The organism is Streptosporangium sp. DT93, from assembly GCF_049844535.1.
GTDB lineage: Bacteria > Actinomycetota > Actinomycetes > Streptosporangiales > Streptosporangiaceae > Streptosporangium.
This window is the reverse complement of sequence record NZ_JBNCLF010000031.1, coordinates 22,659-41,257: the sequence shown is the minus strand read 5'-3', so window position 1 is coordinate 41,257 and position 18,599 is coordinate 22,659. Positions and strand designations below refer to the sequence as shown.

General features: G+C 71.0%; 15 protein-coding genes. 11 read left to right on the top strand and 4 right to left on the bottom strand.

Going from position 1 to position 18,599, the window contains the following annotated elements; translation table 11 throughout:
- Window positions 1–201: 201 nt before the first annotated feature.
- Complete coding sequence (locus tag ACLQ2R_RS37745) at window positions 202–798, bottom strand: TetR/AcrR family transcriptional regulator (RefSeq protein WP_425966224.1); 597 nt, start codon at window positions 796–798, stop codon at window positions 202–204.
- A 136-nt stretch (window positions 799–934) separates the two neighbouring features.
- On the opposite strand from ACLQ2R_RS37745, the gene ACLQ2R_RS37740 reads away from it, so the two are divergent.
- Complete coding sequence (locus ACLQ2R_RS37740; RefSeq protein ID WP_425966223.1) at window positions 935–2,359, top strand: MFS transporter; 1,425 nt, start codon at window positions 935–937, stop codon at window positions 2,357–2,359.
- Between the two features lie 51 nt (window positions 2,360–2,410).
- Here ACLQ2R_RS37740 and ACLQ2R_RS37735 read toward each other — a convergent pair whose 3' ends face one another.
- Both ACLQ2R_RS37735 and ACLQ2R_RS37730 read right to left on the bottom strand, forming a co-directional pair.
- Entirely contained in the window at window positions 2,411–3,169 is a 759-nt protein-coding gene (locus ACLQ2R_RS37735; protein WP_425966222.1) for an AfsR/SARP family transcriptional regulator, read from the bottom strand.
- Window positions 3,170–3,398: 229 nt separating this feature from the next.
- Window positions 3,399–3,809, bottom strand: coding sequence for a RidA family protein (locus ACLQ2R_RS37730; RefSeq protein ID WP_425966221.1), 411 nt, complete (start codon window positions 3,807–3,809; stop codon window positions 3,399–3,401).
- 238 nt (window positions 3,810–4,047) lie between these two features.
- Here ACLQ2R_RS37730 and ACLQ2R_RS37725 point away from each other — a divergent pair, with 238 nt between their 5' ends.
- The 4 genes from ACLQ2R_RS37725 (at window position 4,048) to ACLQ2R_RS37710 (ending at window position 12,086) form a co-directional block, all read left to right on the top strand.
- Window positions 4,048–5,415 (top strand): hypothetical protein, encoded by a 1,368-nt coding sequence (locus ACLQ2R_RS37725; protein ID WP_425966220.1) that lies wholly within the window; start codon window positions 4,048–4,050, stop codon window positions 5,413–5,415.
- A 506-nt stretch (window positions 5,416–5,921) separates the two neighbouring features.
- Window positions 5,922–7,514, top strand: coding sequence for a S1 family peptidase (locus tag ACLQ2R_RS37720; RefSeq protein ID WP_425966219.1), 1,593 nt, complete (start codon window positions 5,922–5,924; stop codon window positions 7,512–7,514).
- A gap of 482 nt (window positions 7,515–7,996) precedes the next feature.
- Entirely contained in the window at window positions 7,997–10,906 is a 2,910-nt protein-coding gene (locus ACLQ2R_RS37715; RefSeq protein WP_425966218.1) for a PQQ-dependent sugar dehydrogenase, read from the top strand.
- Window positions 10,899–12,086 (top strand): ThuA domain-containing protein, encoded by a 1,188-nt coding sequence (locus tag ACLQ2R_RS37710; protein WP_425966217.1) that lies wholly within the window; start codon window positions 10,899–10,901, stop codon window positions 12,084–12,086. Before ACLQ2R_RS37715 ends, ACLQ2R_RS37710 begins: the two co-directional genes overlap by 8 nt.
- A 497-nt stretch (window positions 12,087–12,583) precedes the next feature.
- On the opposite strand, the gene ACLQ2R_RS37705 is transcribed toward ACLQ2R_RS37710, so the two are convergent.
- Window positions 12,584–13,534 carry a helix-turn-helix transcriptional regulator gene (locus ACLQ2R_RS37705; RefSeq protein WP_425966216.1) on the bottom strand — a complete coding sequence of 317 codons (951 nt, stop codon included), beginning with the start codon at window positions 13,532–13,534 and terminating at the stop codon, window positions 12,584–12,586.
- Window positions 13,535–13,802: 268 nt separating this feature from the next.
- Here ACLQ2R_RS37705 and ACLQ2R_RS37700 point away from each other — a divergent pair, with 268 nt between their 5' ends.
- From ACLQ2R_RS37700 to ACLQ2R_RS37675, 6 genes are all read left to right on the top strand, one after another.
- Window positions 13,803–14,957 (top strand): alpha/beta hydrolase, encoded by a 1,155-nt coding sequence (locus ACLQ2R_RS37700; protein WP_425966215.1) that lies wholly within the window; start codon window positions 13,803–13,805, stop codon window positions 14,955–14,957.
- A 218-nt stretch (window positions 14,958–15,175) separates the two neighbouring features.
- Window positions 15,176–15,367 carry a hypothetical protein gene (locus ACLQ2R_RS37695; protein WP_425966214.1) on the top strand — a complete coding sequence of 64 codons (192 nt, stop codon included), beginning with the start codon at window positions 15,176–15,178 and terminating at the stop codon, window positions 15,365–15,367.
- A gap of 67 nt (window positions 15,368–15,434) precedes the next feature.
- The gene (locus ACLQ2R_RS37690) at window positions 15,435–16,457 is read left to right on the top strand and encodes a zinc-dependent alcohol dehydrogenase family protein (protein ID WP_425966213.1); all 1,023 of its coding nucleotides are present in this window, start codon (window positions 15,435–15,437) and stop codon (window positions 16,455–16,457) included.
- Window positions 16,458–16,515: 58 nt separating this feature from the next.
- On the top strand, window positions 16,516–16,728 hold the full coding sequence (locus tag ACLQ2R_RS37685) for a twin-arginine translocation signal domain-containing protein (RefSeq protein ID WP_425966212.1): 213 nt from the start codon (window positions 16,516–16,518) through the stop codon (window positions 16,726–16,728).
- Between the two features lie 125 nt (window positions 16,729–16,853).
- On the top strand, window positions 16,854–17,624 hold the full coding sequence (locus ACLQ2R_RS37680) for an SDR family oxidoreductase (protein ID WP_425966211.1): 771 nt from the start codon (window positions 16,854–16,856) through the stop codon (window positions 17,622–17,624).
- 46 nt (window positions 17,625–17,670) lie between these two features.
- The gene (locus ACLQ2R_RS37675) at window positions 17,671–18,438 is read left to right on the top strand and encodes a glucose 1-dehydrogenase (protein ID WP_425966210.1); all 768 of its coding nucleotides are present in this window, start codon (window positions 17,671–17,673) and stop codon (window positions 18,436–18,438) included.
- The last annotated feature ends 161 nt before the right edge of the window (window positions 18,439–18,599 follow it).

Sequence of the window (18,599 nt, the reverse complement as noted above, 5' to 3'; positions counted from 1 at the left end):
CTGATCGCGCTCCCTTGGGCGTACGGGCCGGGGTGTGGCGGTGGTGAGGGTCTGGGTGAGCCGGGTGCCGGCCCCCGGACCGGCGCTGACGAAACTACTATAAGCCTACCTAATTAGTTGGTTTTTATCACCACCCGCCGGCGGGGGAATCGCGCGGCGGGCCCGCCCGCCGCCGGGGGAGGGCGGGCCGGCGCCGCACCCTCAGGGCTCCCGGTCGCGCGTGGTGATCCCCTCCAGGACGAGACGCAGGAAGCGAGGGCTGCCGTCCCTGCCGGGCATGGACTGCTCGCGTACCCAGGCGGCCCCGCTGAGCAGGTCGAACAGCTCGTCGGGGGTCAGGTCGGCGCGCACCCGGCCGGCGGCCTGCGCGGCGCGGAGCAGGTCCGCGCCGCCGTGGTGCATCGCGGTGCACATGGCGTGCGAGGGGGTCCCCTCGTCGTACATGCTCTGCGCGAGGATGCCGACCAGCCCGCGGAAGGTGCTGAAGTGCCGCACGGCCTGCTCCATCCACTCCGACAGCGCCCGCAGCGGGTCGGGGCAGGAGGCCAGCCGCTCGGCGCGGGCGACGAGGTCGGCCAGCCCGTCCCTGGTGGCGGCTTCGACCAGGGAGGCCCGGGCGGGGAAGTGCCGGTACAGCGTGCCGATCGCCACGCCGGCCTGGGAGGCGATGTTCTCCAGGGACGCCTCGGAACCGTCGGCCTCGAACGCCTTGCGGGCCGCGGCGAGGATCGCGTCGTAGTTGCGCCGTCCGTCGGCCCGTCTGGGGCGTTGGGCGATGTGGGGCGTGCCGGTCGTCATCGAACCTCCCGCTTGACATCCTGAGGCACCCTCAGCTTCACTCTTGTCATCCAAGCTGAGACGTCCTCAGTATAGTTCCGGCCTTTAACCTGAGGGAGCCTCAGTGTGCGGCCGGGTGATCGGCCTCGGAGGTTTCATGAGTACCGACAGCGTGTCCGGTGGCATTCCGGCCCGGGACGCCCCGGCCCGGCCGTGGGCCCTGACACTCACCGCCATCGTCGGCGCGGAGTTCATGCTCCAGCTCGACGGCACCATCGTGAACGTCGCGCTGCCGACCCTGCAGTCCGACCTCGGACTCTCGATCACCAGCGGGTCGTGGGTGCCGAACGGCTTCCTGCTCGCCTTCGGCGGGCTCCTGCTGCTCGCGGGCCGCCTCGGCGACGTGCTCGGCCACCGCCGGGTCTTCATCTCCGGGATCGCGCTCGTCGTCGTGGCCTCGCTGCTGGCCGGTCTCGCCCCCAACCTGGAGATCCTGCTGCTCGGCCGGGTGCTGCAGGGGGCCGGCGCGGCGATCGCCGGGCCGACCGGCCTGGCGCTGCTGGCGACCGTCTTCGACGGGGAGCGCCGGCAGCGCGCCTTCGGCCTGTACTCCACCGTCACCGGGCTGGGCGCCTCCGCCGGCATGGTCCTGGGCGGCGTGCTGACCTGGGCGGGGGACTGGCGCTGGAGCCTGCTGGTCAACGTTCCCCTCGGCCTGCTCATCATCGCCGTCTCCGTCAAGGTGCTGGGCCTGCGCGACGAGGCCACCCGGCCCCGCCCGCTCGGCCTGCCGAGCGCCCTGCTCGGCACCGCGGCCGTCACCGCCGCCGTCTACGGGCTGGTACGCGCCGCCGAGAGGGGCTGGGGCGACACCGGGGCCCTGATCTCGCTGGGCGCGGCGGTCGTGCTGGCGGCGGCGCTGCTGGTGTGGGACCGGCGCGCCGAGGAGCCGCTCCTGCCTCTGGCGGTCTTCGCCGGCAGGCAGCGGGCCGGGGCCCTGCTGTGCCTGCTGCTGCTCGCGGCGGTGCTCACCGGCTTCCTGATCTACCTGGTCCAGTACCTGCAGGGCGTGCTCGGGCTGGACGCGCTGCGCAGCGGCCTGGCCATCCTGCCCTTCGGCGTGGCGCTGCTCGTGGTCACCCAGCTGCTCACCAAGCACATCGCGAGCGTGAGCCTGCAGGTCCGCGCGCTGCTCGGGCTGGTCGTGGTGCTGGCCGGGGTGGCGTGGCTGACCCGGCTGGGCGCCGACAGCACCTACCTGACCGGCGTGCTCCCGGCGCTCGTCGTCATGGGACTGGGCGTCGGCGTGGCCATCATCCCGTTCAACATGATCATTCTGACCACGGCCCCGCCCGAGTACGCGGGCGTCACCGCCGGCCTGCTGCAGACGGCGCTGACCGTCGGAGGGTCGCTGGGCCTGGCCGCCCTGCTGATCCCCTTCACCGGAGGCGACGGCGCGATCGCGCAGAACATCTCGTCGGTGTTCGTCTGGGCCTGCGCGGCGATCGTGCTGGCCCTGGCGCTGGCACTGCTCTTCTGGTTCGGCCCCGGTGCGCGCCGGGCCGAACCGGCCCGGGGCTGACCGGGACGTGAGCGCCGGTGCCGTCCCGCCGGGGGACCGGCGCCGGCGCTCTCAGCCCGCGATCGCGTAGTCGGTGTCGGCCTCGAGGATCGCGAACTGCAGCCTGCGCATCGTCCGGCGCGGATCGAGGCCGAGCTCCTCGCGCAGCGCCTGCCGGGCGGACTGGAAGACCTCCAGTGCCTCGGCCCGCCGGCCGGAGCGGTACAGGGCCAGCATGAGGTGCTCGCGGAGGTTCTCGTTCAGCGGGTACTCCTGAACCCACGCCGACAGGTCGCCGATCAGCTCCCGGTGCCTGCCCAGCCGCAGCGAGCAGCGCGCAACCGTCTCCAGGCACTCCAGCCGCACCTCCTCGGCCCACCGGGCGAAGGTGCCCACGATGAGCCCGTTGTTGATCCCCGTCAGGACCGGTCCGCGGAACAGGCCGGCGGCCTCGGCGCAGACGTCCAGCGCCCGCTCCGGATCGGTCTCCGGCACGGCCCGCCCCTCGGCGTGCAGGGCCCGCAGGCGGAACACGTCGACCGACGACCTCTCGACCTCCAGCAGGTACCCCTGCGCGTGGGTCCGGATCGCCGCGCCGTCGACCGCCGGCTGGACGAAGTTCTTGCGCAGGTGGGAGATGTAGACGTGCAGCGCGGCACGGGCCCGCCGGGGAGGCTCGTTCCCCCACAGCTCGTCGATCAGCTCGTCCGTCGAGACCGGCTGGTTCGCGCGGATCAGCAGGGCGGCCAGCAGGGTCTCCACCTTGGGGGCGTTGACCGTGCGCGTTTCCTCGTCCACCAGCCGCAGTGGCCCGAGCAGTTCGTATCTCATCTGGCTCCCCGAGTGAGAGTGGCTTGAGCCGGCTTTAAGTGGTAATCGATACCTTTTGTCGGCTGACGCCATTCTTACGAGGGATGCGCCGGTTGCCATCAGCGGAAGTGCGTACGACCCCGCCGCCGGGTGCGTAGGCGCCGTAGTCACCCTCCCACCGGCGCCCGGCACGCCCCGCCGGTCCGCCGGCTCTGACCGTGTCCGCCCGCACCGGGCCGGACGCCTGCGCTCAGGAGTCGAGCACGGCGGCGACGGCTTCGATCTCCACGAGCTGGCCTTCGTAACCGAGCACGGTGACTCCCATCAAGGTGCTCGGCACGTCGTGTTCACCGAACGACTCCCGCACCACCTTCCAGGCAGCCCCCAGATCCTCCTGCCGGGCGGACGCGACGAGGACCCTCGTGCTGATGACGTCCCGCAACGACGCGCCGGCGGCGGTGAGGGCCGTCCGCATGTTCTCGAGGGCCTTCGCCGCCTGACCCGCGTAGTCCCCGATCGCCGCCGTCGAGCCGTCCTCGTTCAGGGGACACGCCCCGGCGAGGAAGATGAGTCGTGACCCGGCAGGCGCCGTGGCCGCATAGGCGTACTGAGCGACGTCGGACAGGGAAGCGGAGCGGATCAACGTGATGGCACCGGGCATGGCCACTCAGGTCCTTTCGCATCGGGTACGAGGCGACCATGCTGGCATGGGGCATGTGACCGCCGCCTCCGGTTTTCGTATCGTCGCGGGAGGAGCCGGGCCGTCACGGCGATGACGCGGGAAGATCCTCAGAGCCCGGTCGCATCGGGAACGGCCCGGGGAAGATTCTCCTGCCGGCCAGGTGTGCCCGATCATCTGAAGGTCAGGGGGAGCCTTTCCGACGGTATCGGGAGGGGCCATGGTCATCGTCCGGCGAGAGGTCGTCACCACCCCCGCGGTCCTGCTCGCGGGGGTCGCGCTGCTCTACCTCACCGCCCAGCTCCTCATCCCCACCCTCGGTATGGGGATCGGCTGGGACGAGGCCGTCTACGCCTCCCAGTACGCCGCCCACGCGCCGCCCGCCGTCTACTCCGCCCCGCGTGCCCAGGGGGTGCCGCTCCTCGTCGCGCCGATCGTGGCGATCACCGACGAGGTGGTCGTGCTGCGGATCTGGCTGACCCTGGTCTCCTCCGCCGCCCTCTTCGGCGCCTTCGCCGTCTGGCTGCGGGTCAGGAACCACCGGGTCGTGCCGCTGGCCGCCCTGCTGCTGGCCGGCTGCTGGTTGTCCCTCTTCTACGGCAACCAGGCGATGCCCAACCTCTACGTCGCGCTGGGCGCGGTCGCCGCCACCGGCTTCCTGCTGACCGGGACCCCGCTGGGCCTGGGCGCCTCCATGGTGCTCGTCTCGCTCATGCGGCCGACCGACGCGCTGGTGCTGGCGGTGCCGCTGGCCGCCTACGCCCTGTGGCAGCGGCGGTTCCGGGAGGCGGCGGCGCTGGCCGCGGGGCTGGCGATCGGCTGGGGCCAGTGGATGGCCGAGGCGGTCGTCCGGTTCGGCGGGGTCGCCGAACGCCTCGGGGCGGCGGGGGAACACAACGACACCGGGCTGACCAGCACCCTGGACGAGCAGGCCCGCGCCCTCGACGGGCCGGCGCTGTGCCGCTTCGGGGTCGAGTGCGGCGGCGCGTCCCCCGCCCTGATCGTCTGGTGGATCGCGATCCTGCTGGCCACGGGCGCGGGCCTGTGGGCGGCTCGGCACACCGCGTGGTTCCGCCCGCTCGCGCTGGCGACGGCGACGGCCGTGGCGATGGCGCTGCCTTACCTCTTCTACGTCGACTACGCCGCCCCGCGCTTCCTGCTTCCGGTGTACGCCCTGCTGGCCCTGCCCGTCGCGGCCGCGGCGCGGCCGGCCCCCGTACCGCTCGTGGCCGGTGTGGCGGCTCACCTGATCCTCCAGGGCACCGTCGCCGTCGCCATGTCGTCGGATGCCCGCGCCGAACGCGACGTCATGAACGCCGCCGCCGAGGAGCTCAGGCCCCGGATCGAAGGGCCGTGCGTGATCTACGGGCAGGGCGGCGCCCAGCTCGGCTACCTGCTGGGCTGCGAGTCGCAGGCCGTCGCACAGCGGTTCGACGACACCATGCCCCGGCGCATCCAGAAACTCCGGGAACGCGGCTACGACGTCATCGTGACCCACCGGGGTGTCAAGCCCCCGGCCTACACCGACGACTGGAAACGGCGGGACCTGCCCGGTCCGTGGCGAGCACGGTTCGGCGAGGCCTCCTGAGGTCCGATCTCCCCACGCTCGGTGCCGTGGGACCCAGGACGTCGATCCCGGTGCCGGTGAAGGTGTATTCGACGTAGGAGCCGTCGGTGGAGGGCTGCTTCCGCCACCGTCCGGACTCCTCGCTACCGGTGTGGTAGTGGAGGATGAACCGGACGTTCTGCGCTTTCAGGGCGGCGGCGACCTCGTCGATGAGGTCGCGCTGAGCCGCGTGGCTCCCGTTGTCCATGATCGTGTCGATGGCGTCGTCGGGGCCGTCGGGCTTGAAGCCCCACCGGCTGTAGGACCAGATGAGGTACGTGGCGCCGGTCTCCTCGACCGTGCGGACGAAGGCCGGGACGTCGGAGGAGCGCAGGAGTTCCAGAAGCCGCTGTCGGTGTGTCGTGGTCTTTCAGGATGTTGAGCGGCAATGGGCCGGTTAAGGTGGCATTCGCTGGTGTACCGGATTGATCGGTGCCGCACGGCGATCTCCCCTCACGCTCACCGCAGCCGAGGCCGAGGAGATTGTCATGTTCCGCACCCGTTCCGGCGCCCTGGGAGGTTGCCTGGCGGTCACCGTCCTTGCCTCGATGACGGTCCCGGCCGTCGCCGCCCCTGCGGCCCAGGCGGTCCCTGCCGTCCCCGAGGTGAAGGCCGTCGAGCGGGACCTTTCGGCGCTGCCGGCGGGGAAACCTCCGCTGGGCATGCTGGCGGCCATCCACCGGGATCTGGGGCTCACCGAGGACCAGGCTCAAAGCCACCTGCTCAACGAATCCCGCCTGACCCCGGTCGCGGCGCGGCTGCAGGAAAGGCTCGGTGAGCGCTTCGCCGGTTCGTGGCTGCAGGGGCCCGTCGGGCAGACGCTGGTGGTGGCCACCACCAGCCGCGCCGACGTCGCGCAGATCGTCGCCGCGGGCGCTCGGCCCCTCGTCGTCGCCCGGTCCCTGGCGAGCCTGCGGGCGGTCAAGGAGAAGCTCGCCGCCGCCCGGCCCGCCCTCTCGGCGGTGAGCAGCGCACGCTACATCGACGTCAAGACCAACAGGGTCGTCGTCCTGTCGAGCACGCCCAAGGCGGCCGTGAGCTCGATCAAGGCCGCCGGAGTCTCCCCCGCCGCGGTGCAGGTGGTCCTTTCGGCCGAGAAGCCCCGGCTCCTGCAGGCCGGCACGCCCATCGATCCGCAGCCCTACCCGCCCGGTGCCCCGCCCACCGACCTGGTGGGCGGCCAGGCCTACTACGCCGGCGCCAGGACCCGCTGCTCGGTCGGTTTCGCCGTGGCCAGGGGAACCCAGAAGGGCTTCGTCAGCGCCGGGCACTGCGGCACCCCGGGCACCCCCACCGCCGGCTTCAACCGGCTCATCCAAGGCAGCGTGCGGGCCTCGACCTTCCCCGGCGGCGACCACTCCTGGGTCGCGCTCGACGACGCCTGGACCCCCCGGCCGCTGGTGGGCAACGACAGCGGCGGCATCATGTACGTCTACGGCTCCAAGGAAGCCATCGAGGGCAGCGTGGTCTGCCTGGCCGGGTCCTCCGTCGGCGGCCTCGACTGGCACTGCGGCACCATCACCCAGCGCGAGGCCGATGTCACCTACCCCGAAGGGGTCGTCAAGCACCTGATACGCACCAGTGCCTGCGCACACCCCGGCAACGCGGGCGCCGCCATGCTCTCGATCGGCCAGGCCCAGGGCATCGTCTCGGGCGGCTCCGGCAACTGCGCCACCGGCGGCGTCACCTACGTCCAGCCGATCGACGACATCCTCACCGCCTACGGCCTGACCCTGCTGACCTATGCGAAGACCCAGGTGAGCACCGGTTCCTGCAACGGCTACCCCAACTCCATCACCGGCGCGCTGGACAGCGGCCAGGCCATCTACCAGCCCGCCGGCCTGTCCTACCGCACGAGCGTCACCGGCCACCACTACGGCTGCATCGAGGGCAACACCACCGGCGACTTCGACCTCTACCTGCAAAAGCAGAACGGCCTCACCTGGAGCACCGTCGCGGTCTCCCAGACCCCCAGCCCGTTCGAGGAGCTGGGCTACCTGGGCCCGCCCGGCGTCTACCGCTACCTGTTGCTCTCCTTCAAAGGCTCCGGACCCTACATACTGGGCTACACGACACCGTAACCACCGTCTGACCTGCGGGTCGGGAGGCGCTGGAGCCCAGGATGCAGGCGCCGGGCGCCCACGTGCCACCGGAGCGGCGGGGTGCCTCCGGCGTTCCACCGGGCGGCCCGGTCGATGGAGCCTGGACGGTCGCACAGGTCCATTCCGCGGATCGCCGGGACCTTGCCGGTGTGTGCCTGAGGGGGTCATGCCGCCGGCGTGCCGGACGCCGCCGGTTCGGCCGGCTCAGGGGGAACCGGCGCGGTACAACGGTGCTGCTGGGGAGCGTTCCCCGAAGCGTGTCGATGTTCGCCGGGGGTGTGCGGGCTGTTTCCGTCAGGTTAAACAGCCTCTTGACAAGGATTGTCGAGCAAGAGCAATCTCGAGGTGGGAGAGCGCTCCCTCAGCTTTTTCCTCGGTGTCCCCCTCCAGAGACCCCGAACCCCCCGCCCCGAGACCCTGACCACCGGTCCACCCCCCCACAGAGACCTGGAGTCTCGCCCATGGCCTCGCTCCGCCGATGGTTACCACCCCTGACGGCTCTCCTCACCCTGTCCGCGCTCCTGTACCCGCTCCCGGCCACCGCGACCACGACCGCCGCGACCGCCACCACCGTGATCGCGACCGGCACCACGACCGCCGCCGCGGCGCCGGCCACCGCTTCGGCGAGTGTCGCCGCCCCGCCCGTCGACCCCACCAAGTTCCAGCAGGTCACGCTGGCCAAGGGGGTCGCCGAGGTGGGGGAGCCCATGACGATGGCGGTGCTGCCCGACCGCTCCGTCCTGCACACCGCCCGTGACGGCACGGTCCGGATCACCGACGCCGCCGGGAACACCAAGGTGTCGGGCAAGCTCTCCGTCTACTTCAACGACGAGGAGGGCATGCAGGGCGTCGGCGTCGACCCCGGCTTCGCCACGAACCGGTTCGTCTACCTCTACTACGCGCCGCCGCTGTCCACGCCGCCGAACGGTTCCCCGCCCGACGGCACCGCGGCGGAGTTCGCGCGCTTCGACGGCGTCAACCGGCTCTCGCGCTTCAGGCTGAACACCGACGGCACGCTCGACCTCGCGAGCGAGAAGAGCGTGCTGGAGGTCAGGGCCAGCCGCGGCGCCTGCTGCCACGTCGGCGGCGACATCGACTTCGACGCCGCGGGCAACCTCTACCTGACCACCGGCGACGACAGCGAGCCCGGGTTCAACGACGGCTACGCCCCCTTGGACGACAGGCCGAACCGCAACCCCGCGCTCGACGCCCAGCGCGGCGCCGCCAACACCAACGACCTGCGCGGCAAGGTGCTCCGCATCAAGGTCAACGCCGACGGGTCGTACTCGATCCCGGCCGGGAACATGTTCGCGCCGGGAACCGCGAACACCCGCCCGGAGATCTACGCGATGGGCTTCCGCAACCCGTTCCGCATGAGCGTCGACAAGGCCACCGGCGTCGTCTACCTCGGCGACTACGGCCCCGACGCCGGCACCGCCGGTCCCCGCGGGCCCGGCGGCCAGGTCGAGTTCAACCGGATCACCGGGCCGGGCTTCTTCGGCTGGCCGTACTGCACCGGCAACAACACCCCGGCCGAGACCTACGCCCGTTACAACTACGACACCGCGACGGTCGGCGCGAAGTACGACTGCGCGGGCGGCCCGGAGAACACCTCGCGCAAGAACACCGGCCTGGTCAAGCTGCCCGCGGCCAAGCCCGCCTGGATCACCTACGACGGCTGCAACCTGCCGGAGTTCGGCTGCGGCGCGGAGTCGCCGATGGGCGGCGTCGTCTACCGCTACTCCGCCGCGCTGAACTCGCCGGTCAAGTTCCCGCAGTCGCTCGACGGGCACTTCCTCGCCGGTGAGCTCCAGCGCCAGTGGATCAAGGACATCGAGGTCAACGCGAACGGCACCCGGGGCACCATCCAGCCCTTCCCCTGGTCGGGCAAGCTGGTGATGGACATGGCGTTCGGCCCCGACGGCGCCCTGTACGTGCTCGACTACGGCACCGGCTGGTTCAACGGCAACGAGCACTCGGCGCTGTACCGCATCGAGCACATCGGGACCGGCGGGCGCGCGCCCATCGCCAAGGCCACCGCGGACAAGGTCTCCGGGAAGGCGCCGCTGACCGTGGCGTTCTCCTCGGCGGGCAGCTCCGACCCGGACGGCGACGCGCTCACCTACTCCTGGGCGTTCGGCGACGGCGCCACCTCCACCGCGGCCAATCCCACCCACACCTACACCACCGACGGCAGGCGGATCGTCACGCTGACCGTCAGGGACGGCACCGGCAACATCGCGACGGCCAACGTCGAGATCAACGTCGGCAACACCGCGCCCGTCGTGAGGATCGACCTCCCGCTCAACGGGCAGGTGTTCGGTTTCAGCGACGCCGTGCCGTACCGGATCACGGTCACCGACGCGGAGGACACGACGATCGACTGCGCGAAGGTGAAGATGACCTACATCCTCGGTCACGACACCCACGGTCACCCGCTCGCCGGCGCCGGCGGTTGCTCGGGCACGATCCAGACACCCGGTAACGGCGAGCACGACGGGGCCGCCAACCTGTTCGGGGTCTGGGACGCCGAGTACACCGACGCCGGCGGGCTCACCACCCACGCCCAGCACGTCACCCAGCCGAGGAACCGGCAGGCCGAGCACTACACCACCTCCCAGGGCATCGCCCAGTACGACAAGCCGGCCGCGCACGGAGCCAAGACCGTCGGCAGCATCGAGAACGGCGACTGGATCTCCTTCGACCCCTACGTCCTGAGCGGCGTCACCAGGCTCACCGCCAGGGTCTCCTCCGGCGGGGTCGGCGGGACGATCCAGGTCAGGGCGGGTTCGGCCACCGGGACCCTGCTGGGTACCGCCACCGTGGCGCCGACCGGCGGGTGGGAGACGTTCGTCGACGTCTCCACCCCCCTGGCGAACGCCCCGGCCGGAACCACCAGGCTCTTCCTGGTCTTCGCCGGGGGGACGGGGGCGTTGTTCGACGTGGACGACTTCACCCTGACCACCGGAAGCCCGCCCACGGGCACGCTGCTGTCGGCAGGGCGCCCGGTCACCGTGTCCTCGACCGAGAACGCCGCCTCCGCGGGCTCCAACGCGGTGGACGGCAACCTCGGCACCCGCTGGTCGTCGGCGTTCTCCGATCCGCAGTGGATCTCGGTGGACCTGGGGTCGGTCAGGCAGGTGAACCGGGTGAAGCTGCAGTGGGAGGCGGCCTACGGCAGGGCGTACCGGATCGAGACCTCGGCCGACGGAACGACCTGGACGCAGGCGTACGCCACGACCGCCGGTGACGGCGGCGCGGACGAGGCGACCTTCACCGCGACCGGTGCCAGATACGTGCGCGTGTACGGCACCCAGCGCGCGACCGCGTACGGCTACTCCCTGTGGGAAATGGAGGTCTACGGTGCGTAACGTCATCGCGGTCGTCACCGCGTTGTTCGTCCTCATGATCGGTCTGGGTGCTCCGGCGCTGGCGGCCGATCCGGCGTACAAGGTCCTGGTCTTCTCCAAGACGGCCGGGTTCCGGCACGACGCCATCCCCGCGGGCATCACCGCGTTGCGCGGGCTGGCGACCGAGAACGGCTTCACCGTCGACGCCACCGAGGACGCGGGCGCCTTCACCACCGCCAACCTCGCCCAGTACCGGGCGGTCGTCTTCCTGCTGACCACCGGCGACGTGCTCAACGCCACGCAGCAGACGGCGTTCGAGTCGTACGTCGCGGGCGGGGGCGGATACGTGGGCGTCCACGCCGCCGCCGACACCGAGTACGACTGGCCCTTCTACGGCGGCCTCGTCGGCGCCTACTTCACCTCCCACCCCGCGATCCAGCAGGCGACCGTACGGGTGGAGGACCGCACGCACCCTTCGACGGCCCACCTCCCGGCGACCTGGGTGCGCACCGACGAGCTGTACAACTACCGCACCAACCCCCGTTCCACCGCCCACGTGCTCGCCACGCTGGACGAGTCGACCTACTCCGGCGGGTCGATGGGGGCCGACCACCCGATCTCCTGGTGCAAGGCCTACCAGGGCGGGCGTTCCTGGTACACCGGTCTCGGCCATACCGGCGCGTCCTACACCGAGCCGAACTTCCGCGCGCACCTGTACGGCGGGCTCCGCTACGCGGCAGGGGTCGTCCCGGGCAACTGCGGGACCACCCCGACCCCGACCCCGACGCCCACCCCCACGCCGAGCCCGGGTGCCGTGCTGCTGTCGTCCGGGCGTCCGGTCACGACCTCCTCCACGGAGAACGGGGCGTTCGCCGGGAGCAACGCGGTGGACGGCAACGGTGGCACGCGCTGGTCGTCGGCCTTCTCCGACCCGCAGTGGATCTCGGTGGACCTGGGGTCCGCCCGGCAGGTCAGCCGGGTGAGACTGCAGTGGGAGGCGGCCTACGGCAGGGCGTACCGGATCGAGACCTCGGCCGACGGGACGACCTGGACGCAGGTGTACGCCACGACCGCCGGTGACGGCGGCGTGGACGAGGCGGCCTTCACCGCGACCGGTGCCAGATACGTGCGCGTGTACGGCACCCAGCGCGCGACCCCGTACGGCTACTCCCTGTGGGAACTGGAGGTCTACGGAAGATAGGCCGCCGGGGCCGCGACAGCGGGCCCCGGATGTTTGGAGGTTTCCGGTGACGAGGATCCCGGTCCGGTGCGCCGGGCCGGGATTCCCGTCGTGGTTACGGCGGGCCCCGGCCGAGACATACCGGCCGTCGGCGTCACCGAACTCTGCGATCACCCGAGCACCCGGAACCGGCCCCGAGCCGGGCTGGCCGAGCATAACTTCGACGGCCCTGTACCGAAGGGTGCTGTCCCGTCTCATTCGATCTGCGGCGCCGCAGGTCAGGGGCTTCCGATGCCTCAGATCGAATGAGACGGGACACGAGCCCACCGCGTTCCATGTCCGCGGCGGCCGCGGCGTCCCGCGGGGCGATCTGATCCGGTTCGGGATGATCGAGGCGAGTCTGAAGGTGATCTCTGACGTCCGCGACGCCACGATCACCGCCCGGCGCGGGCCATGACCGGCACCCGCCGCCGTGCCGACCACTCGGCGTCTGCGGCTGAACGTCCTGATCGGTGGGATCAGCGGGGCCGTTCCCGCTGGTTCTGGCCATGGTGGCTTCGGTCTTCCCGCGTGAGGCGGGGGGCGGCGTCGAGGGTGGCGGCCCAGCTCGCGAGCAGGCGCAGGGCGTCGTGGGAGGGGGTGTCGGGGGCGGCGGTGTAGGCGGTCAGGTTCAGGCCCAGGTCGGCGTGCAGGTCGATCGACTCGTAGTCGAGGGTGAGGTCGCCGATCGCGGGGTGGTGGAAGGTCTTGGTGCCGGCGTGGTGCAGGCGGACGTTGTGGGCGGCCCAGCGGGTACGGAAGTCGTCGCTGCGCGTGGACAGCTCGCCGATCAGGTCGGTGAGGTGCCTGTTGTAGGGGTCGCGGCCGGCCTCGGTGCGCAGCAGGGCGACGGTGATGTCGGCAGCGGTGTCCCAGTCGGGGAAGAAGCCGGGCCCGGCGGGGTCGAGGAACTGAAAGCGCGCGATGTTGGCCGGGCGGGTGCCGGCGGGGGCCTGTCCGGCGGGCGCGGGTGCGTCGTCGTAGACCGGCCAGTACATCGCGCGGCCGAGCCGGTTGGCGGCCAGGATGTCCATGCGGCCGTTGCGGATGATCGCCGGGGCGTCGCCCATCGCGTCCAGCAGCCGCTGCAGCCCGGGACGGACCGTGGAGGCCGGGCGGCGGACGGGGCGGCGGGTGCGGGAGCCGGTGCTCGCGGTGCGGGCCAGGTCGAACAGGTGAGCGCATTCGGCGTCGTCGAGTCGCAGGGCTCGGGCGACGGCGTTCAGGACGTCCTCGGAGACGCCGCTGATGTGGCCCTTTTCCAGACGGGTGTACCAGTCGGTGCTCACCCCGGCCAGCACGGCGACCTCCTCGCGGCGCAGGCCGGGGACCCGGCGGCGGCTGCCGGGGGCCAGCCCGGCCTGCTGCGGGGTGATCCTGGCGCGCCGGCTGATGAGGAAGTCGCGGATCTCGTCTCGGTTGTCGTGCATGCCCTCACTGTAGGCAGGGGCCGCGGGCGGATGGGGGGTTGAGGTTGTCCCCCCGATGAACGCGACCTCCCGCGCGTGGGACAGAGCCTGTTTCCTGGGTGTTGTCCATAACGGCGTGAGGATCTGCCGCCGGCGAAAGCCGTCACCACCGCTCGATCAAAAACCGCCCGTCCTCGCCCTTTTTCCAGAACTGATCACATCCGATCGGAAACCCGTTGAATTTCCGTGCCGCCGAGACTTTCGGCGCAGACCGCAAGGAGCATCGACGATGAACACGACGTCCGATACCACCGGCCAGGCGATGACGACGGCATCGGCGGAGCGCAAGCCCACCCGCCACGGCCTGCTCAAGCGGGCCGGCGCCGGCGCGGCCGTGCTCGGGGCGCTGTTCGCGACAGGCGGCACCGCGGCCGCCCAGACCACCACGTCTCCGGCAGCGGTGACCCGTCCGACGCAGGACCTGCCGCCCGGCGACACCTCCAACGGCGCGGACAACTTCTACACCAGCGACAGGGTCACGGTCCGGCAAGTCTCCTTTAAGAACCAGTACCGGATGAACGTCGCCGGGACCCTGTTCGTCCCCAAGAACATCAACCGCCGCACGAAGAATCCGGCGATGGTGGTCGGACATCCCATGGGCGCGGTCAAGGAGCAGAGCGCGAACCTCTACGCCACGAAGATGGCCGAGCGGGGATTCGTCACCCTGTCCCTCGACCTGTCGTTCTGGGGCAGGAGCGAGGGCCGGCCGCGCAACGCCGTCTCACCGGACATCTACGCCGAGGACTTCAGCGCCGGATTGGACTTCCTGCGCACCCAGGCCTTCGTCGACAAGGAGCGGATCGGCGCGCTCGGGATCTGCGGCAGCGGCAGCTTCGTGATCAGCGCGGCCAAGATCGACCCGCGTATCAAGGCCGTCGCGACGGTCAGCATGTACGACATGGGCGCCGCCAACCGCAACGGGCTCAGGCATTCGGTCACCCCCCAGCAGCGCAAGGACATCATCGAGCAGGCGGCGCGACAGCGCGACGCGGAGTTCGCGGGCGGCCCGACCAAGTACACCGGCGGAACGCCGGAACGGCTGACCGGCGACTCGACCCCGATCGATCGCGAGTTCTACGACTTCTACCGCACCGCCAGGGGCTACAGCCCCGACACCACCACGCATCCCACGCTCACCAGCAACGTCACGTTCATGAACTTCTACCCCTTCGCCGACATCGAGACGATCTCTCCGCGCCCGATGCTCTTCATCACCGGCGACAAGGCCCATTCCAGGGAGTTCAGCGAAGAGGCCTACCGCCTCGCCGGTCAGCCCAAGGAACTGGTGATCGTTCCCGGCGCCGGCCACGTGGACCTCTACGACCGCGTCGGCCTCATCCCCTTCGACAAGCTGACCACGTTCTTCCGCAGCAACCTGAAGTGACCCGAGCCTGACCGGAAGACAGCACACGGCGGCGATCACCGGTAATGGTCCGCCCGGAGGTCAAGGCCGTTCCAGCCGACCGGCCCGGCAAAGAAACGTCGTGGCACAGGGCATCTTCTCTCAAGGGTGGAGGTGGCTCCACCCGTCACCGGCAACAGGACGACTGAGAAGAGGTCGCGGCCACGTGGCCGAAGACGATCGTCGAACAGGAGCCCAGGATGCAGCTGATCACCCAGCCGCCGACCAGCAAGGCCCCGGCCGAGATGTTCACCGGCGACGCCTGGTGGGATGTGATCCACCGAGGTGAGGAGCCGTCGCGGGCGCGGGCGAACATGGTCCACCTCACCACCTGGCTGGAGCACGTCAGTGACACCGAGTACGGGGCCGAGCGTTCCACCACCCGCCGGTGAGAAGCGCCGCCGTGCTTCGCCCGGGTCTCGCCGGCCCCACATCCCACCCTTCTCAAAGGAGATCCACATGCGTGGAGTAGTTCTGCATGCCCCCGGCGACGTCCGTGTCGAGGCGCGCCCGGATCCAGTGATCATCGAACCCACGGACGCGATCATCCGCGTGACGGCGGCCTGCGTGTGCGGATCGGACCTGTGGCCCTACCGCGGCGTGGAGAAGCTCGACGGGCCGGCCCCGATGGGTCACGAGTACGTCGGGGTCGTCGAAGAGGTCGGCAGCGAGGTCACCACGATCAAGCCCGGCCAGTTCGTGGTCGGCTCGTTCTGGGCCTCGGACAACACCTGCGAGATCTGCGCCTCGGGCTACCAGAGCGGGTGCGTCCACCGGGTGCTGATGGGCACGATCGGCACGCAGGCCGAACGGGCGCGGATCCCGCTGGCCGACGGCACACTCGTCGCCACCCCCGGCATGCCGGACGCGGATCTGATCCCGAGCCTGCTGGCCGCCTCCGACGTGCTGGGCACCGGCTGGTTCGCCGCCGTGGCCGCCCAGGCCGGGCCGGGCAAGACGGTCGCCGTCGTCGGTGACGGCGCGGTCGGGCTGTGCGCGGTGCTGGCGGCCAGGCAACTCGGCGCCGAACGCATCATCGCGATGAGCCGCCACGCGCCGCGCCAGGAACTCGCCCGCGCCTTCGGCGCCACCGACATCGTCACCGAACGCGGCGACGAGGGCGTGGCCAGGATCAAGGAGCTGACCGGAGGGCTCGGCGCGCACAGCGTCGTCGAGGCGGTCGGCACCCAGGAGTCGATGACCCAGGCCGTCCGCTCCACCCGCCCCGGCGGGCACATGGGATTCGTCGGCGTCGCCCACGACGTCTCGCTGCCGGGTGACGAGCTGTTCATGTCCCTGGTGCACCTGCACGGCGGCCCCGCCCCGGTGCGCCAGTACCTGCCGAAACTGATCGAACTGATCTGCGACCGCACCATCGACCCGGGCAAGGTCTTCGACCTCACCCTGCCCCTGGACCAGGCGGCCGAGGCCTACAGGGCGATGGACGAACGCCGCGCCGTCAAGGTCCTCCTTCAGCCCTGATCCGGCACCGCTGACCGGCGGCGGGACCCTCCCGCTGATCCGAAGGAGAGGTGAGGCAATGACGTCCGGCAGGTTCGCTGACGAAAACCCCCGCGACGGGCAGGCGCCGGCGGGAGTGTCCCGGCGAGGTTTCCTGCTGAGGACCGCCGCCGGAGGCATGGTGGCCGGCACCCTTTCGCCCGCGTTCGCCCCCGCGATCGCCAAGGCCGTCTTCCACGCCACCGGCCGCCGCATCCGCGACCTCCCCATCACCGTCGAAGCCCTCCTGTGACGGACACCGAGCGGAATCCATCCGGCTGTCACCGACACGGACTCCCGGCGACCACCATGGGCAAACAACGATCACCGAGCAACACCTGCCGAGCATGAGCAGGTATGGAAAACCAGGAGCGATCGATGACTCGATCTGTTGGCCGGCGTTTTGAGGGCAAGACCGCGCTGGTGACCGGCGCGGCCGGCGGGATCGGCCGCGCCACCGCGCTGGCGTTCGCCCGTGAAGGCGCGGCCGTGGTGGTCACCGACGTCACCGCCGACCACAACGAGCAGACCGCCCACCTGATCCGCCAGCAGGGCGGACGGGCACTGGCGGTCACCTGTGACGTCACCAGAGACCAGGACGTGCGGGCGGCCCTGGACGCCGTGGTCGGTGAGTTCGGCCGCCTCGACGTCGCCTTCAACAACGCCGGCGTCGAGCAGCCGGTCAAACCGCTGTCCGACATCACCGACGAGGAGTGGGACCGCGTGGTCGGCATCAGCCTGAAGGGCGCCTTCACCTGCATGAAGCACCAGATCCCGTTGATGCTCCGCCATGGCGGCGGCGCGATCGTCAACACCTCCTCCGGGGCCGGGGTCAAGGGCTTCAAGGGCCAGGCCGCCTATGCCGCCGCCAAGCACGGCATCATCGGTCTCACCAAATCCGCCGCGCTGGATTACGCCGCCGACGGCATCCGCATCAACGCCGTCTGCCCCGGCATCGTCGACACCGAGATGATGCGGCGCTTCACCGGCGCCACCCCCCAGGGCCGCGCGGAAGTGATCGCCCAGGAACCCGTCGGACGCATGGGCACACCCGAGGAGATCGCCTCGGCGGTGCTGTGGCTGTGCTCACCGGAGGCCGCCTTCACCATCGGCCACGCCCTGGTCGTCGACGGCGGCCAAACCGTCTGAGCAGCCGCGGGTAGCCCCACGTCAGCGAAAGGAAACACCCATCCTCATGAATCCCACCTACGACTTCACCGGCCAGGTCGCCCTCGTCACCGGAGCCGGCTCCGGGATGGGGCTGGCCACCGCCCGCGCCTTCGCCGAGGCCGGGGCAGCCGTCGCCCTCACCGACATCTCCACCCAGGCCCTGGATGCCGCCGCCGGGGACCTCGCCGGCGGCGGCCACCAGGTGCTCGCCCTCACCTGCGACGTCACCGACGAGCACCAGGTCGCCGCCGCCGTCGACCGTACCGTCGCCACCTTCGGCCGCCTGGACATGGCCTACAACAACGCGGGCATCCAGATCCCGCCCAGCGACGCCGCCGACGAAGCCATCGAGGTCTTCGACCGCGTCAACGCCATCAACCTGCGCGGCGTCTGGGCCAGCATGAAGCACGAGCTGCGGCACATGCGCGCCCAGGGCGGCGGCGCCATCGTCAACTGCTCCTCCCTCGGCGGCCTCGTCGGTATCGCCGGCCGTGCCTCGTACCACGCCTCCAAGCACGGCGTCATCGGCCTGACCACCAGCGCCGCCCTCGAGTACGCCCCGCGCAACATCCGCATCAACGCCATCTGCCCCGGCACGATCGACACCCCCATGGTCAGCGACATGATCGCCAAAGGCGAGCTGGACCGCGCCGAGGCCGAAGCGGGTCAGCCCATCAACCGCCTCGGGACCGCCGACGAGATCGCCCAGGCCGTCCTGTGGCTGTGCAGCCCCGCAGCCAGCTTCGTGATCGGCGTCGCGCTCCCGGTCGACGGCGGCTACGTCGCCCGCTGACACTCAGCGACACCCGCACACCCCGGTCCGTGCAGAGCTCGGATCCGTCGGACGCGTGTGAGCCTTCCACACGCGCACGCCGGAACGCAGAAGACGACAGTGACCTCGGCGGGCCGGCAAAGCGCTCCCGGACCGTACCTCACCGCCGGCAGGGCGACGGC

Excerpts from the sequence above, each read along its gene's own strand:
- ACLQ2R_RS37745 (WP_425966224.1), bottom strand. The coding sequence starts at position 798 with ATGACGACCGGCACGCCCCACATCGCCCAACGCCCCAGACGGGCCGAC.
- ACLQ2R_RS37740 (WP_425966223.1), top strand. The coding sequence starts at position 935 with ATGAGTACCGACAGCGTGTCCGGTGGCATTCCGGCCCGGGACGCCCCG.
- ACLQ2R_RS37735 (WP_425966222.1), bottom strand. The coding sequence starts at position 3,169 with ATGAGATACGAACTGCTCGGGCCACTGCGGCTGGTGGACGAGGAAACG.
- ACLQ2R_RS37730 (WP_425966221.1), bottom strand. The coding sequence starts at position 3,809 with ATGCCCGGTGCCATCACGTTGATCCGCTCCGCTTCCCTGTCCGACGTC.
- ACLQ2R_RS37725 (WP_425966220.1), top strand. The coding sequence starts at position 4,048 with ATGGTCATCGTCCGGCGAGAGGTCGTCACCACCCCCGCGGTCCTGCTC.
- ACLQ2R_RS37720 (WP_425966219.1), top strand. The coding sequence starts at position 5,922 with ATGTTCCGCACCCGTTCCGGCGCCCTGGGAGGTTGCCTGGCGGTCACC.
- ACLQ2R_RS37715 (WP_425966218.1), top strand. The coding sequence starts at position 7,997 with ATGGCCTCGCTCCGCCGATGGTTACCACCCCTGACGGCTCTCCTCACC.
- ACLQ2R_RS37705 (WP_425966216.1), bottom strand. The coding sequence starts at position 13,534 with ATGCACGACAACCGAGACGAGATCCGCGACTTCCTCATCAGCCGGCGC.
- ACLQ2R_RS37700 (WP_425966215.1), top strand. The coding sequence starts at position 13,803 with ATGAACACGACGTCCGATACCACCGGCCAGGCGATGACGACGGCATCG.
- ACLQ2R_RS37695 (WP_425966214.1), top strand. The coding sequence starts at position 15,176 with ATGCAGCTGATCACCCAGCCGCCGACCAGCAAGGCCCCGGCCGAGATG.
- ACLQ2R_RS37690 (WP_425966213.1), top strand. The coding sequence starts at position 15,435 with ATGCGTGGAGTAGTTCTGCATGCCCCCGGCGACGTCCGTGTCGAGGCG.
- ACLQ2R_RS37685 (WP_425966212.1), top strand. The coding sequence starts at position 16,516 with ATGACGTCCGGCAGGTTCGCTGACGAAAACCCCCGCGACGGGCAGGCG.
- ACLQ2R_RS37680 (WP_425966211.1), top strand. The coding sequence starts at position 16,854 with ATGACTCGATCTGTTGGCCGGCGTTTTGAGGGCAAGACCGCGCTGGTG.
- ACLQ2R_RS37675 (WP_425966210.1), top strand. The coding sequence starts at position 17,671 with ATGAATCCCACCTACGACTTCACCGGCCAGGTCGCCCTCGTCACCGGA.